Source organism: Streptomyces sp. NPDC048484, assembly GCF_040651415.1.
Lineage (GTDB): Bacteria > Actinomycetota > Actinomycetes > Streptomycetales > Streptomycetaceae > Streptomyces.
Genome location: NZ_JBEZJY010000043.1, coordinates 1 through 14,266, shown reverse-complemented (window position 1 = coordinate 14,266; position 14,266 = coordinate 1). Strand labels below are relative to the sequence as shown.

At 69.7% G+C, this 14,266-nt stretch carries 12 protein-coding genes and 1 pseudogene; 2 read left to right on the top strand and 11 right to left on the bottom strand.

Annotated elements, in window-relative coordinates; translation table 11 throughout:
• Position 1: 1 nt before the first annotated feature.
• The 10 genes from AB0D14_RS34250 to AB0D14_RS34205 form a co-directional block, all read right to left on the bottom strand.
• On the bottom strand, positions 2–736 hold the full coding sequence (locus AB0D14_RS34250; protein ID WP_362786876.1) for an enoyl-CoA hydratase family protein: 735 nt from the start codon (positions 734–736) through the stop codon (positions 2–4).
• Positions 733–2,316, bottom strand: a complete 1,584-nt coding sequence (locus AB0D14_RS34245) for a 4-coumarate--CoA ligase family protein (protein ID WP_362786969.1) — start codon at positions 2,314–2,316, stop codon at positions 733–735. Before AB0D14_RS34245 ends, AB0D14_RS34250 begins: the two co-directional genes overlap by 4 nt.
• A gap of 65 nt (positions 2,317–2,381) precedes the next feature.
• Complete coding sequence (locus tag AB0D14_RS34240; RefSeq protein ID WP_362786875.1) at positions 2,382–3,644, bottom strand: acyl-CoA dehydrogenase family protein; 1,263 nt, start codon at positions 3,642–3,644, stop codon at positions 2,382–2,384.
• Between the two features lie 176 nt (positions 3,645–3,820).
• Positions 3,821–5,683 carry a biotin carboxylase N-terminal domain-containing protein gene (locus AB0D14_RS34235; RefSeq protein WP_362786873.1) on the bottom strand — a complete coding sequence of 621 codons (1,863 nt, stop codon included), beginning with the start codon at positions 5,681–5,683 and terminating at the stop codon, positions 3,821–3,823.
• Positions 5,684–5,742: 59 nt separating this feature from the next.
• Positions 5,743–7,350: a carboxyl transferase domain-containing protein gene (locus AB0D14_RS34230; protein ID WP_362786871.1), complete on the bottom strand. Its 1,608-nt coding sequence runs from the start codon at positions 7,348–7,350 to the stop codon at positions 5,743–5,745.
• Positions 7,347–9,110 (bottom strand): acyclic terpene utilization AtuA family protein, encoded by a 1,764-nt coding sequence (locus tag AB0D14_RS34225; protein WP_362786869.1) that lies wholly within the window; start codon positions 9,108–9,110, stop codon positions 7,347–7,349. Before AB0D14_RS34225 ends, AB0D14_RS34230 begins: the two co-directional genes overlap by 4 nt.
• Before the next feature lie 107 nt (positions 9,111–9,217).
• A complete protein-coding gene (locus tag AB0D14_RS34220; RefSeq protein WP_362786867.1) occupies positions 9,218–10,012 on the bottom strand; it encodes a TIGR03084 family metal-binding protein in 795 nt (264 codons plus the stop codon).
• A gap of 399 nt (positions 10,013–10,411) precedes the next feature.
• Positions 10,412–10,642, bottom strand: coding sequence for a hypothetical protein (locus AB0D14_RS34215; protein WP_362786865.1), 231 nt, complete (start codon positions 10,640–10,642; stop codon positions 10,412–10,414).
• 384 nt (positions 10,643–11,026) lie between these two features.
• Complete coding sequence (locus AB0D14_RS34210; protein WP_362786863.1) at positions 11,027–11,257, bottom strand: hypothetical protein; 231 nt, start codon at positions 11,255–11,257, stop codon at positions 11,027–11,029.
• Complete coding sequence (locus AB0D14_RS34205; RefSeq protein ID WP_362786861.1) at positions 11,257–11,457, bottom strand: hypothetical protein; 201 nt, start codon at positions 11,455–11,457, stop codon at positions 11,257–11,259. The genes AB0D14_RS34210 and AB0D14_RS34205 overlap by 1 nt, the downstream gene beginning before the upstream one ends.
• A gap of 174 nt (positions 11,458–11,631) precedes the next feature.
• On the opposite strand from AB0D14_RS34205, the gene AB0D14_RS34200 reads away from it, so the two are divergent.
• Both AB0D14_RS34200 and AB0D14_RS34195 read left to right on the top strand, forming a co-directional pair.
• Complete coding sequence (locus AB0D14_RS34200) at positions 11,632–12,387, top strand: DUF6879 family protein (protein WP_362786859.1); 756 nt, start codon at positions 11,632–11,634, stop codon at positions 12,385–12,387.
• A gap of 15 nt (positions 12,388–12,402) precedes the next feature.
• Positions 12,403–13,254 (top strand): Scr1 family TA system antitoxin-like transcriptional regulator, encoded by an 852-nt coding sequence (locus tag AB0D14_RS34195; protein ID WP_362786857.1) that lies wholly within the window; start codon positions 12,403–12,405, stop codon positions 13,252–13,254.
• 584 nt (positions 13,255–13,838) lie between these two features.
• On the opposite strand, the pseudogene AB0D14_RS34190 reads toward AB0D14_RS34195, so the two are convergent.
• Positions 13,839–14,031, bottom strand: a pseudogene (locus tag AB0D14_RS34190) (hypothetical protein).
• Positions 14,032–14,266 lie beyond the last annotated feature (235 nt).

Below are 14,266 nucleotides of genomic sequence, written 5' to 3'. Positions count from 1 at the left end.
GTCATCGCACCCATGAGGGTTCCTGTCGTTCGAGGAAGGCCGTCATTCCCTCGCGGGCCTGCGCGGAGGAGAACAGCCGGGCCGAGAGCGCGGTCAGGTCGGCCGCGTCCCGGTCGAAGGTGTCCAGCACCCTAGCCGTGAGCAGCCGTTTCGTCTCGGCCAGCCCCTGCGGTGAGGATCGTCGCAGCCCGTCGAGCACCGGCGCGAGTACGTCGTCGGCGTCGTCGCCCGCCATCGTGACGAGCCCGATCCGGGCGGCCTCGGCCGCGTCGAACCTCTCCCCGGTGAGGTAGTAGCGGGCCACCGCGCGCGGGTCGAGGCGCGGCAGGAGAGGCAGCGAGATCACCGCGGGGGCGACCCCGATGCGTACCTCCGTGAAGGCGAACGTGGCTTCCCGGGAGGCCGCCGCGATGTCGCAGGCGCCGAGCAGTCCGAGGCCGCCCGCGCGCACATGGCCGGTGACGCGGGCGACAACCGGCTTGGGCAGTTCGACGATCTGGCGCAGCACGGCGACCAGGGCGTCCGGGTGCGGGGGCTCGCGCAGGTCCGCGCCCGCGCTGAAGGTGTTGCCGGTGTGCGTGAGGACGACGGCGCGTACGTCACCGTCCTTGCCGCACTCCGTGAGCGCGTCCGCCAGTTCGCCCACCAGGTGGGCGGAGAGGGCGTTGCGCCGCTCGGGCGCGTCGAGCGTGAGGGTGCCGATCCCGCGCTCGTACGACCGCCGCACCGTGGTCATGCGTGCTCCCCCGGTTTCCTCTGGTCCCTCAGTTCACGCCGCAGGATCTTTCCGGAGGCCGCCCTGGGCACCCCTTCGACGAATTCGACGTGCCGGACCTTCTTGTACGGGGCGACGCGCGCGGCGACGTACTCCATGACGTCGGCCCCGGTGAGGTCGGGCGCGGCCGGCTGGCGCACCACGTACGCGTGCGGCCTCTCGTTGTTGTCGGTGTCGTAGACCCCGATGACGGCGGCGTCGGCGATGCCTGGATGCGTCAGCAGGAGCGCTTCGAGTTCGGCGGGGGCCACCTGGAAGCCCTTGTACTTGATGAGTTCCTTGACCCGGTCCACGACGTACAGCCAGCCGTCCGCGTCGACGCGACCGACGTCGCCGGTGTACAGCCAGCCGTCCTCGTCGATCATCGCGGCGGTCTCGACGGGCCGTCCCAGGTAGCCCTTCATGACCTGTGGTCCGCGGATGACGATCTCGCCGCGCTCGCCGACGCCGACGTCCCTTTCGGAGTCGTCCAGGGAGACGATGCGCATCTCCGTACCCGCGATGAGTTTCCCGACGCTTCCCGGGGGCGGGTTCTCCTCGTCCAGGGGGACGACGTGCGTGCCGGGCGAGAGTTCCGTCATGCCGTACGCCTGGCCGACCGGCGGCAGTCCGAGCCGGTGCGAACAGGCTTTCGCCAGTTCGGCGTCCAGGGGTGCCGCCGAGCTGATGACGTACTTCAGGGACGACAGGTCGTAGCCGTCGACGGCCGGGTGCTTGGCGAGGGCGAGCACGATCGGCGGGGCCACGTACAGGCCGGTGATGCGGTGCTTCTCGATGGCCGCGAGGAACGTGTCGAGGTCGAAGCGCGGCAGCACGACCACGGTGGCGCCCTGCCTGAGCGGCGCGTTCATGAGGGCCGTCAGCCCGTAGATGTGGAAGAACGGCAGGACGGCGAGGATGCGGTCGCCTGGCCCCATCGGCATGGTGGGCGTCAGCTGCGCGAGGTTGGTGGCGATGTTGCGGTGGGTGAGCATCACGCCCTTGGGGACACCGGTCGTCCCGGAGGAGTACGGGAGGGCCGCCACATCCGTCACGGGGTCGAAGTCGATCCGCGGTTCGGGGGCGGTGGAACCCAGCATGTCGAGCAGCGAGCGGTGTCCGGGTGCCTGGTCGCAGACGAAGATCTCCCGTACGCCGCCCGCGATTTCGGCCGCCGCGCGGGCTGTGTCCAGAAGCGGCGAGACGGTGACGATCCACTGGGCCGCGCAGTCCCGCAGCTGTTTGGCGAACTCCTCGGGCGTGGCGAGGGGATGCACGGTGGTGACGGCGGCCCCCGCGCGCGTGGCGGCGTAGTACGCCGTGGGGAACGCGACGGTGTTGGGGCTGTGCAGCGCCAGCACGTCGCCCTTGCGGACGCCGAGTTCGGCGAGTTCGGCGGCGATGCGCCGGTGGAAGGTGTCGAGCTGGGCGTAGGTGAGGGTCATTCCGTTCACGCCGTCGATCAGCGCGGGGGCGTCGCCCCGGGAGGCGGCACGGCCCAGCACCGCATCATGGATGGGCTCTTCGACGGCGGGGACGTCTTCGTACTCGCTGCGGAACACCATGGCGGGCCCTTTCCAGGAGCCGGAAGTTGCACGGGAGCCGGAGGCTGCACTGAAGATGGTGCCTAGTAGGACTTGGGCAGGCCCAGGGTCTGGTGTGAGACATAGTTGAGGATCATTTCCCGGCTGACGGGGGCGATCCGGGCCACTCGGGACGCGGTGATGAGCGACGCGAGGCCGAACTCGCTGGTCAGGCCGTTGCCGCCGAGGGTGTGCACCGACTGGTCGACGGCCTTCACACAGGCTTCCGCCGCCGCGTACTTGGCCATGTTGGCGGCCTCTCCCGCGCCGGCGTCGTCCCCCGCGTCGTACAGGTGGGCCGCCTTCTGCATCATCAGGCGGGCGAGTTCGAGGTCGATGTGCGCCTGCGCCAGGGGGTGCGCGATGGCCTGGTGGGCGCCGATGGGCTCCCGCCAGACGGTGCGTTCGCGCGCGTAGGCGAGGGCTTTGGACAGCGCGTAGCGGCCCATGCCGATCGCGAAGGCGGCGGTCATGACGCGTTCGGGGTTGAGGCCGGCGAAGAGCTGGAGCAGGCCCGCGTCCTCGTCGCCGACGAGCGCGTCGGCGGGCAGCCGTACGTCGTCCAGGGTCAGCTCGAACTGCTTCTCCGCGCCGTGCAGTTCCATGTCGATCTGCCGTCGCTCGAACCCTGGCGTGTCGCGCGGGACGATGAACAGGCAGGGCTTGAGCTTGCCCGTACGGGCGTCGGCCGTGCGGCCCACGATGAGCGTGGCGTCGGCGATGTCCACGCCCGAGATGAACACCTTGCGGCCCGTGAGGATCCAGTCGGCGCCGTTGTTCGCGCCGTCGTCGGCGCCACCGTCCGCGTTGTCGTTCGCGTTGTCGTTCGCGTTGTCGTTCGCGTTGTCGTTCGCGTTGTCGTTCGCGTTGTCGTTCGCGCGGCGTGCGGTGGTGGTGATGCGGTGGCTGTTCGAACCGGCGTCGGGTTCGGTGATGCCGAAGGCCATGGTGCGGGTGCCGTCGGCGAGGGCCGGGAGCCACTCCTGTTTCTGCTCTTCTGTACCGAAGCGGGCGATCACCGTGCCGCAGATGGCGGGTGACACGACCATCATGAGGAGCGGGCAGCCCGCGGCTCCCAGCTCCTCCAGGACTATGGAGAGTTCGGCTATGCCGCCGCCTCCACCGCCGTATGCCTCCGGCAGGTTGACGCCGAGGTAGCCGAGCTTGGCGGCTTCCGCCCAGAGCTCGGTGGGGTGGGCTTTCTCTGCGACGACCTTGGCCAGGTAGGCGTGGCCGTAGCGCTGGCCGAGGGCGGCTACTGCTGCGCGGAGGGCCTTGTGCTCTTCTGTTTCGAGGATGGGTGCCATGGGGCTCCTCAGGGGAAGGGTGTTGGTTCCGGATGGAGGGTGCCGGATGGAGGGTGCCGGTCCGTCGTGGCTGGTCGCGCAGTTCTCCGCGCCCCTGAAAGACTGCGCCGTTCCCCGCGCCCCCAAAAAGAGACTGCGGCGTTGCCCGTGCCCCTGGAAGGCACGGGCCGCGCGCCCTAGGAGGGGTCGACCACCGCCAACAGCGTGTCTACCTCCACCTGTTGGCCGGGGGTTGCGTGGAGGGCCGTCAGGGTGCCGTCCGCCGGGGCTGTGATCTTGTGTTCCATCTTCATGGCCTCCAGCCAGATCAGTGGTTGTCCGGTCTGGACGGTGGCTCCCGTTGCCAGCCCTTCCGCTATGCGGACGACCGTCCCGGGCATGGGGGCCAGGAGTGAGCCGGGGGCGTGGTCGGGCCCGGGGGCGGGGGAGCGGGGCAGCGCCGTGAGCGTGGTGCCGTTCACGTGGACGCGGTCGCCGTGCCGGGCCACCTCGTACTTGCGCCGTACGCCGCCGGTTTCGAGTACGACGAGGCCTGGGCCCACGTGCACCACGTGCACCCCATCGGCGGCCGGGCCCTGCCGGGTGTGCCGGTAGTGGACCTCGTGCTCCTCGCCCGCCACGAGGTAGCGCCTGCTCTGCGGCTGTGAGGGCAGGTTGCGCCAGCCGCCGAAGCGGGAGCGGCCGTGGGTGTCGGCGAGCGCGGCGGCCAGCGGGGCGTACGGGTCCGGGGCCGGCGCGGTGAGTTCGGTCAGGTGGCGTTCGTAGAAGGCGGTGTCCATGCGGGCCGAGCCGAACTCCTCGTGGCGCAGGGAGCGTACGAGGAGGTCCCGGTTGGTGACCGGGCCGTGGACCGTCGCTCTCTCCAGGGCGCCGGCGAGTTTGCGGACCGCCTCCGCGCGGGTGGGCGCGTGGGCGACGGCCTTGGCGAGCATGGCGTCGTAGTGGACGCCGATCGTGTCGCCGTCCCCGTAGCCCGTGTCCAGGCGGACTCCGGGTACGGACAGGCGGTGCAGGGTGCCGGTCTGCGGGGCCCAGTCCTGGGACGGGTCCTCGGCGTAGAGGCGGGCCTCGACCGCATGGCCGGACGGCGAGGGCGGGTCGCCTTCCAGCGTGCCGCCCTCGGCGACGCGCAGTTGCAGGGCGACCAGGTCGATCCCGAACACCGCCTCGGTCACGGGGTGTTCGACCTGGAGGCGGGTGTTCATCTCCAGGAAGTGCACGCGGTCTGCGGAGACCAGGAACTCGACGGTTCCCGCGCCCGTGTAGGCGATCGTCCGGGCGGCGGCGACCGCCGCGGAGTGCAGTCGCCGCTCCACGTCGGGGCCGAGGCCCGGTGCGGGGGCCTCCTCGATCACCTTCTGGTGGCGGCGCTGGAGGGAGCAGTCGCGGGTACCGAGGGACCAGACGGCGCCGTGGCCGTCGGCGACGATCTGCACCTCGACGTGCCGCGCATGCTCGACGTAGGGCTCGACGAAGACCGAGCCGTCCCCGAAGGCGCTCTCGGCCTCGACCGACGCGGCCTCCAACGCGCCCTTGAGATCGTCGAGTTCGCGGACGACGCGCATTCCACGGCCACCGCCGCCCGCCGCCGCCTTCACCAGGACCGGCAGGTCCGCCCCTGTCACCACGTCCGGGTCCAGGGGCGCGAGCAACGGCACCCCGGCGGCCGCCATCAGTTCCTTGGCGCGGGTCTTGGAGGCCATCGCCTCGATCGCCTCGGGGGACGGGCCGATCCAGACGAGGCCCGCGTCGAGGACGGCCCGCGCGAAGTCGGCGTTCTCGGAGAGGAAGCCGTATCCGGGGTGGACGGCGTCGGCGCCCGCGGCGACGGCGGCCTTCACGATCAGCTCGCCGCGCAGGTACGTCTCGGCGGGCGACGCGCCCGGGAGGCGTACGGCGGTGTCGGCCACGCGCGTGTGGAGGGCGTTCTCGTCGGCGTCCGAGTACACGGCGACGGTACGGATGCCCAGCTCGTGGCAGGTGCGGAAGACACGGCAGGCGATCTCGCCGCGGTTGGCGACCAGCAGAGTCGAAATCATGGAACTCCTCACAGACCTCTCATGTCCGCTCATATCAGATCGCATCCGCTCACATCTGCTCACATCCGGAAGACGCCGAAGCCGCCGCGCGCGCCCTCGTAGGGTGCCGTGTGGATCGCGGACAGGCACAGGCCGAGGACGGTTCGGGTGTCGCGCGGGTCGATGACGCCGTCGTCGTAGAGCCGCCCGGACAGGAACATCGGCAGGGACTCGGACTCGATCTGCTGCTCCACCATGGCGCGCAGGGCCGCGTCGGCGTCCTCGTCGTAAGGCAGCCCCTTCGCGGCGGCGGACTGCCGGGCGACGATCGACAGGACCCCGGCGAGCTGCTGCGGCCCCATGACGGCGGACTTGGCGCTGGGCCAGGCGAACAGGAAGCGCGGGTCGTACGCGCGTCCGCACATCCCGTAGTGGCCGGCTCCGTACGAGGCACCCATGAGTACCGAGAGGTGCGGGACACGGCTGTTGCTCACCGCGTTGATCATCATCGCTCCGTGCTTGATGATGCCGCCCTGCTCGTACTCCTTGCCGACCATGTATCCGGTGGTGTTGTGCAGGAAGAGCAGCGGGATGTCGCGCTGGTTGGCGAGCTGGATGAACTGGGCGGCCTTCTGGGACTCCTCGCTGAAGAGCACGCCGCGAGCGTTGGCGAGGATGCCGACCGGATAGCCGTGGAGGGTCGCCCAGCCGGTGGTGAGGCTCGTCCCGTAGAGGGGCTTGAACTCGTCGAAGTCGGACGCGTCGACGATCCGCGCGACGACCTCGCGGGGGTCGAAGGGGGTGCGCAGGTCCCCGGGGACGATGCCGAGGAGTTCGTCCTCGGCGTACTTGGGCGGCTCGGCCGGGGCGGGATCCCCGTACGCCTTGCGGTGGTTGAGGCGGGCGACCACGCGCCGCGCCTGCCTGAGGGCGTCCCGCTCGTCGACGGCGAAGTAGTCCGCGAGACCCGACACACGCGCGTGCATCTCGGCGCCGCCCAGGGACTCGTCGTCGCTCTCCTCACCGGTGGCCATCTTCACCAGCGGCGGACCGCCGAGGAAGACCTTCGCGCGCTCCTTGACCATGATGACGTGGTCGGACATGCCGGGGATGTACGCGCCTCCGGCGGTGGAGTTCCCGAAGACGACGGCGACGGTCGGGATGCCGGCCGCCGAGAGCCGGGTGATGTCACGGAAGATGGCGCCCCCGGGAATGAAGATCTCTTTCTGCGAGGGCAGATCGGCGCCGCCCGACTCGACGAGGCTGATGCTCGGCAGACGGTTGGCGTACGCGATGTCGTTCGCCCTCAGGGCCTTCTTCAGGCTCCAGGGGTTGCTGGCGCCGCCGCGTACGGTCGGGTCGTTCGCCGTGATCAGGCACTCGACGCCCTCGACGACGCCGATGCCCGTGACGAGCGAGGCGCCGACCGTGTACTCGGGGGAGGCGCTTCCCCAGGCGGCGAGCGGCGACAGTTCGAGGAACGGCGTGTCGGGGTCCAGCAGCAGTTCGATGCGCTCGCGGGCGAGCAGTTTGCCGCGTTCGCGGTGCCGGGCCACGTACTTCTCGCCGCCGCCCGCGAGGGCCTTCGCGTGCTCGGTGTCGAGGTCGGCGAGCTTTCCGAGCATCGCCTCGCGGTGGGCCGCGTAGTCCGCGGAGGAGGTGTCCAGCGCGGACGCCAGGACGGTCACAGGAGTACCTCCGGTATGTCGAGGTGCCGGGCGCGCAGCCATTCGCCGAGGGCCTTGGCCTGCGGGTCGAAGCGGTGCTGCGCGGCGACGCCCTCGCCGAGGATCCCCTTGACGACGAAGTTCAGGGCGCGCAGGTTCGGCAGGACGTGGCGTACGACGGTCAGGTCGGCGCACTCCGGGAGGAGTTCGCGGAACCGGCCGACCGTGAGGGTGTGGGCGAGCCAGCGCCAGGCGTCGTCCGTGCGCGCCCAGACGCCGACGTTGGCGTTCCCGCCCTTGTCGCCGCTGCGGGCTCCGGCGACGAGGCCGAGGGGCGCGCGGCGAACGGCGGAACCGGTCGAAAGGGGAGCCGGAAGGGGCTCGGGTAGCGGCGGTTGCTGAGAGGGCTCGACGGGCCGCAGTACGAGGGTGTCGTGGGCCGGCATCACAGGGATCCGGCGTCCGTCGTGAAGGACCGCCACATGGTCCACGTCCACATGGGGGACGTACACATCCTCGAAGACCCCATAAGGGGCGCCCTTTCCCGGTGGTGCCAGTACATGGAATCCGGGGTAGCTGCCGAGGGCCAGTTCGATGGCGGCTCCGCTGAGGGTGCGGCCCACGGCATCCTGGTCGAGGTCGCGCACGACGAGCCGGAGCAGGGCGCTGGCGGTTTCCTCGGTCGGCGCGTCGGGGCGGTCGGTGCGGGAGAGTTCCCAACGCACCTCAGCGGGCCGGGACTTGGCCGACGCGAGCGCGGCCTCCATCTGGACCCGCACGAACGCGGCCTTCGCCTCGATGTCGAGCCCGGTCAGCACGAAGACGACCTCGTTACGGAAACCGCCGAGCCGGTTGAGCCCGACCTTGAGGGTGGGCGGCGGCGCCTCGCCCCGCACGCCGTCGCCCCGCACGCCGTCGATCCGTACCCGGTCTGGGCCCTCCTGGGTGAGGCGGACCGAGTCGAGGCGGGCGGTGACGTCGGGCCCCGCGTACCGGGCGCCGGACGTCTCGTACAGGAGCTGGGCGGTGACCGTGCCGACGTCCACGACGCCACCGGTGCCGTCGTGCTTGGTGATGACGCTCGTGCCGTCCTCGTGGATCTCGGCGACCGGGAAGCCCGGGTGGTGCAGGCGGGCCGGGTCGTGCTCGGTGAAGAAGGAGTAGTTGCCGCCGGTGGCCTGGGTGCCGCATTCCAGGACGTGCCCGGCGACGACGGCGCCCGCGAGCCGGTCGCGGGCGTCCGCGGCCCACCCGAAGTGGGCGGCGGCGGGTCCGGTGACCAGCGCCGCGTCGGTGACCCGGCCGGTGACGACGACGTCCGCGCCCTCGCGCAGACAGGCGGCGATGCCTCCGCCGCCCAGGTAGGCGTGCGCGGCGAGGTTTTCGGGGCCGGGGTACCGGGCGGTCAGGTCGTCCCCCTCGACGTGGGCGACCCGCGTCGGTATGCCGAGCCGCTTCGCCAGCTCCCGTACGGCGTCGGCGAGTCCGGCCGGGTTGAGCCCGCCCGCGTTGGCCACGATCCGCACGCCCCGCTCGTGTGCGAGACCGAGGCACTCCTCCAACTGCCGCAGGAAGGTACGCGCGTAGCCGCCCGCCGGGTTCTTGAGGCGGTCGCGGCCGAGGATGAGCATGGTCAGTTCGGCGAGGTAGTCACCGGTCAGGACGTCCAGGGGGCCGCCGGTGAGCATCTCGCGCATCGCGTCGAAGCGGTCGCCGTAGAAGCCGGAGGCGTTGCCGATACGGAGGGCCCGGGCGCCGGGGCCTGGCGTCGAGCCGGTCACGCCCGGGGTTGTGCCCGGGGTCTCGCCCGGGGTTGTTCCCAGCGTCGCGCCCGGCGTTGTTCCCGGCTTCGCACCAGCGGGGGCCGTGCCCGAGGTCGAACCGCCGGTCATCCCGCGGCCCCCTCCGGTGCGCGGCCTGCGCCGGGTGGGCCCGCGAAGGCCTGCGCGATGTCCAGCCAGCGATCGGCGTCGGGGCCTTCCGCGTGCACCGCGAGGTCGGTGCGGTGGGCGCGCTGGGTGACGAGGAGGCAGAAGTCGAGGGCGGGGCCGGTGACGCGCTGGGCCGCGTCCTCGGGGCCGTACGCCCACATCCCGCCGGAGGGTGCGGTGAGTTCGACGCGGAACTCCTCCTCGGGCGGGGTGAGCCCCCGTAGCCCGAAGGCGAAGTTCCGGGCCCGCACACCGATGCGCACCACATGCCGGAGGCGATCCGTGGGTGGCCTCGTCACATGCAATGTGTCGGCGATGTCCTGGCCGTGGGCCCAGGTCTCCATGAGCCGGCCCGTCGCCATGGAGGCGACCGACATGGGCGGCCCGTACCAGGGGAAGCGCGCCCCGGCGGGTGCCGCGCGCAGCGCCTCCTCCAGCGCCTCCCGCCCGGCGCGCCACTCGGCGAGCAAACGCTCGGGCGACAGGCCTGCTCCTGCCTCCGCTCCCTCGTCGACAAACCGGTCAGGTGCCGCGAGCGCCTTCTCCACGTCCCTCGCGAATGCGTCCGCGTCGGTCACCGCGAGCAGCGCGGCCCGGTCGGTCCAGGCAAGATGAGCGACCTGGTGCGCGATGGTCCAACCCTTGGCCGGGGTGGCGAGTGTCCAACGGGACTCTTCCAACTCCCCTACCAGCAGGTCGAGTTCCTTGCTCTCGTTGCGTAGATCATCGAGCACGGGCGTCGGATCGGACACGTGGCGCTCCCCTCGGGGCACGGCGGTGTGACCCGGAGCATGGCAGCGCGGCAAGAAACAAGCAAGCATGCTTGGAAAAGCAACGCGCGTTGCCTGCAACACGGCACTCGGGCAACTCGCAACTGCGAGAACTACGAAGACGCAGTCCCTCAGCATTCCGCCGGAGCCCTTCACCGCGTTCACGGAGACCTCCACCATCAGTGGCCTACCCGAGAGAGCTGGTCACTGGCCGGCCCACACCTCTTTCCGGGCGCACCGCTCTGGCTCCGATCCGGTTCCGGGTGGCCATTGCCGCCCGAGCCCGCGGACGGCCCTCCGGCCGCACAGAGGACCGCCCTGGGCTCGGCGCCCGGGGCAGTCTTCTGTGTCCAGGGAGAACGACGGAGACCCCACGACGGCCTATGCCGCCATGGGCGGCTCCTCGTCGTCCACCGGAGCTGCCTGCTCCTCGGATTCCTCGGACTTGGCAGCCTCGTCCTGCTGCTCCTTGAGACGCTTCCACGCGTCGCGCGCACGGCGGAACGAGTCGAAGACGTCGGGGAGCTGATCAAGAATGCCCTTGATCGCGAAGAGCAGCACAGAGGCCACGCCAGCGATGGCGAGAATGATGATGATGGCGGTGCCGTCCACCGATCCTTACCTTCCCTGTCATGGGTCGGATCGGGGGCGTAGGTAGCCTCGATCCAAACCCTTTCGGTTTGGTTCGAGACACCTGCGCTGACGCTGCACGCAAAATGTTCTCGTTGTGGACTGCTGTTCTCAGCCCGGGGTACTGCTGCATTGAGTCATTGAGGCGTTGTTGGGTTGCCCACCCTCGTCGCGCGCTTGCGTCGGGGCACCATGGCAGGTGCGTCCCAGCTTGCGTTGCGAGTGGGTCCTGAACTCCTCGACCCTTCGAGGGCGTGCAGGTACGCGGAGCAACCAATTAGCTCACTACTGCCGATAATACCGCATGACATACAACAGCGCCCCGCCATCGCGGAGTTCACGGCGGAGCGCTGGTGATTGACCTGGTTACTCGACGGGCTTGACGCGGTCGAGCGGCACGTCCCACTCAAGGCCGCCACCCTTCGGCCGCACGTAGGCGGTTCGGCTGAGGATCTTGCGGGAGTCCTTCAGGCGTTCCTCGATCACGCCGACGAGTTCGCCGGTCCGGTCGTGCTGCGTGTCTTCAACGAGCGTCCCCGCCGGGTAAGGCAGTTCACCGTGGCTGAGCATCGTTGGCGGCTTCTCGGGTTGGGACATCACTCGCGGCCTCCTCGCCGGATTGCTTCGGCCAGGCGAGCGGCCGCATCGGAGCGCACCCGCCCCAGATCAATGAGCCGCAGCTGTGGGGATGCAGGGTCGACCCTCAGGGAGGGCAGGACGATCCCGGCATCGGTCAGCGCCGCTCGCAAGGTCTCCACCGCTGCGTGCGGGTCGACGTCCGGTTTCTTCGTAGTCATGAACGTGACGCTAGGGACGCTCAGTTGGGGCGCACTACGGTGTTTTCTCGATTTTTCTCGCGCGCTTTCTTGCTTGGCTCGGTTTTCCTCACGAAGGTGGTGGAACCCCGTAGCCCGAGACGTGCAGCCTGGTGATGCTGGGGTGATCAGCCTCCGGCGAAAGGACCTCTGATCATGGCCCGACGACTGCGCTTCAACGGCACAGGCAGCGGCGAGGGAAGCTGTCCCGCGATCCACGAGGACCTGGACACCGGCGAGGTCATCGTGCACGGGCCGCGTCTCACCGACCCGGAAGCCCTCGCCCAGCTTCAGCACATCGACGAGGACGAGATCCCGATCGTCATGCCTCGCAACACGCTGATCGACTTCGGCCCGAGGGACCGCGACACCGAACCGCGCATCTTCAACCCGGAGCAGTTCGCCCGGCTCTTCGAGAACTTCCAGCACAGCGCATGGCACCTGGAGATGCGCCGGCGCTACGCGGTCGACGAGGCCACCCCCACCTACTCCCAGTTCGTACGGGGCGAGGCACCGACCTGGGATCTCGACACGCCATGGAGTCAGGGCATCCGCGCGAAGACCGAGGACGGTGTCAGCGTCGGTCGCGTCCGGATCGTCGACGACCCGCCGACCGCGGGTCAGCTGTACTTGCTGGCTCACGCCGAGAAGAACGCGGCCCTGGGCGAGGACGTTCGGAACATGTGGCGCGAGGACGCCAAGCGCGTCAACCTGCCCGACGAAGATTTCTGGATCTTCGACTCACACATCGTCGCCGTGTGCATCTTCGATGATGATGACAGCCTCACGGGTGCCGAGCTGATCACGGAACCGGCAGCCGTCAACCAGTACAACCGACTGCGGGACGTCGCGCAGCACTACGGCGTTCCGTTCAAGCAGTTCGCGGCGAGCATGCCCGCGAAGGAGGCGTAAAGCAGGTGTGTGCCGGTGAGCACGGACTATCAGCAGGCCCGCGAAGCACTCGGGGTGCGGCTTCGGGAACTTCGGCTATCCGCCCCTGACGGTCGGCTCACCGGTACTGCCCTGGCGCGCAAACTCGGCTGGCCCAACTCGAAGGTCTCGAAGCTGGAGCTGGGCAAGCAGACGGCCACCCCCGAGGACCTCCAGCAGTGGGCCACCGCGTGTGGACAGCCCGCGTTGTACGACGAACTGCGGGCCAGGCTGGCGGGGTTCGAGTCACGCATCCGCTCGTGGCGTCGGCAACTGGTCGGCGGACACAAGCCCGTCCAGGACGCCCACAACGAGGCACAGGCCAAGTCGAAAGTGCTGCGGGCTTGGGAGTCGTCGTGGGTCGTGGGTGTGCTCCAGACCCCCGACTACGCACGCGCCGTACTCACCCACTCCGTCGAACTGCACAGGTCGCCCCAGCACGTTGAGGCCGCTGTGCGCGCCCGCATGAAGCGTCAAGAGCTTCTGTACAGCGGTGGCAGGCGGTACCACGTCATCTTGTGGGAGCCCGTGTTGCGTTCGCTGGTCTGCTCGCCCTCGGTGCTGGCCACCCAACTCGACCGCCTCACGGGCGTAATCGGCATGGACACCGTGGAACTCGGCATCGTGCCGCTCACCGCGTCCCTGAAGGTCCCGCCCGGTCTGGGCTTCTGGATCTACGACGACACCCAGGTCGTCACCGAGGCATGGCACGCGGAAATGTGGTTGGACGACGCCGACAGCGTCGCCCTGTACCTGCGGACCTGGAAGACCCTCCGCGAGTCGGCCGTGTACGGAGCCGACGCCCACAACGTCATCAACGCGGCCCGACGCGCCCTGAACCCGCGCTGACGCCCGTTACGGCAGTTCCTGCGCTTGCTGCGTCTCGGGGCGAGCCCGCTCAAGCCTGACTTTCGCACGCTGGTAAAGCCTCTACGAGAGGCCGCCGGAGACCCCACGGGAGGCCGCCGCTGGATATGCCCGCAACCGCAGGCCGGAGGCCCGGACGTCGGCGTCATATTGAGACCCCCGGGTGCTCGCCGGCCTTACCTCTCGTGACTGATCTCAATACTTCTCGTGATCGGCGCTGAGGGGGTCGGCGACCCTCCGCCTACTTGCTCCACACGCAAATTGCAGGGGCGTAAATCCCGTGCTCCACTGGGTGCAGCCGGGCGGCACAGCCCCCGGTCAGGGCCTCACCTGACGGCATCGGTGACGCGACCCGAGGATCCCGCCGTGTTCGGCAACCCCAGTCCACATCTCCGCATGGCCGCAGCCAGCGTAAGTCTCGCCACGCCCCTCGTGGACGGCGAGAACTACACGTCCACGCTCACCCCGCCGCCCGGCCACGGCCCGCGTCACTCCGCCGAGCCCGAGGCTGCCTGAGCGCACGGTTCGGGCTGGCGGGCCCCACCGCTGCCCGCCGGTCCGGACTCCTACAGCAGTTGATCGGCCTTGCCGGCCTTGATGTCCCGGATGAGGGTACGCAGGGCCTCGTGGGTGTCCGTGAGGTACGCCTCCTCCTGCCCTGCCACCGCGATGTACGCGTTGCCGTCGGCGTCAGTGCCGACGCGGAAGCAGTTGGAACTCTCCGCACAGAAGGGGGGCTTCCCACATGATGTCGGGCACGGCGTTTTCTCCTGTCAGGCTTTGGCGAGGCCGAGTATGAAGTCCCGGGACGTGTTGGGACTGAAGGACCCTGCTTCCAACTAGTAGCGTGTCGCTGCTTAGTTCCGGCGTGTCGGGTTGGGAGGTTGGTGTCTGGCAGATTTCCTTTCCCTCTGCCTGATAGGACGGCGCTCATGCCTTCGCAGAAGAAGCGTCCGGTCACGTTGACCGCGGCAGATCGTGATGAGTTGGTTCG

Bases quoted from the DNA above. Each gene is read 5' to 3' on its own strand.
- AB0D14_RS34205 (WP_362786861.1), bottom strand. From the start codon at position 11,457: ATGACTACGAAGAAACCGGACGTCGACCCGCACGCAGCGGTGGAGACC.
- AB0D14_RS34200 (WP_362786859.1), top strand. From the start codon at position 11,632: ATGGCCCGACGACTGCGCTTCAACGGCACAGGCAGCGGCGAGGGAAGC.
- AB0D14_RS34235 (WP_362786873.1), bottom strand. From the start codon at position 5,683: ATGATTTCGACTCTGCTGGTCGCCAACCGCGGCGAGATCGCCTGCCGT.
- AB0D14_RS34210 (WP_362786863.1), bottom strand. From the start codon at position 11,257: ATGTCCCAACCCGAGAAGCCGCCAACGATGCTCAGCCACGGTGAACTG.
- AB0D14_RS34240 (WP_362786875.1), bottom strand. From the start codon at position 3,644: ATGGCACCCATCCTCGAAACAGAAGAGCACAAGGCCCTCCGCGCAGCA.
- AB0D14_RS34250 (WP_362786876.1), bottom strand. From the start codon at position 736: ATGACCACGGTGCGGCGGTCGTACGAGCGCGGGATCGGCACCCTCACG.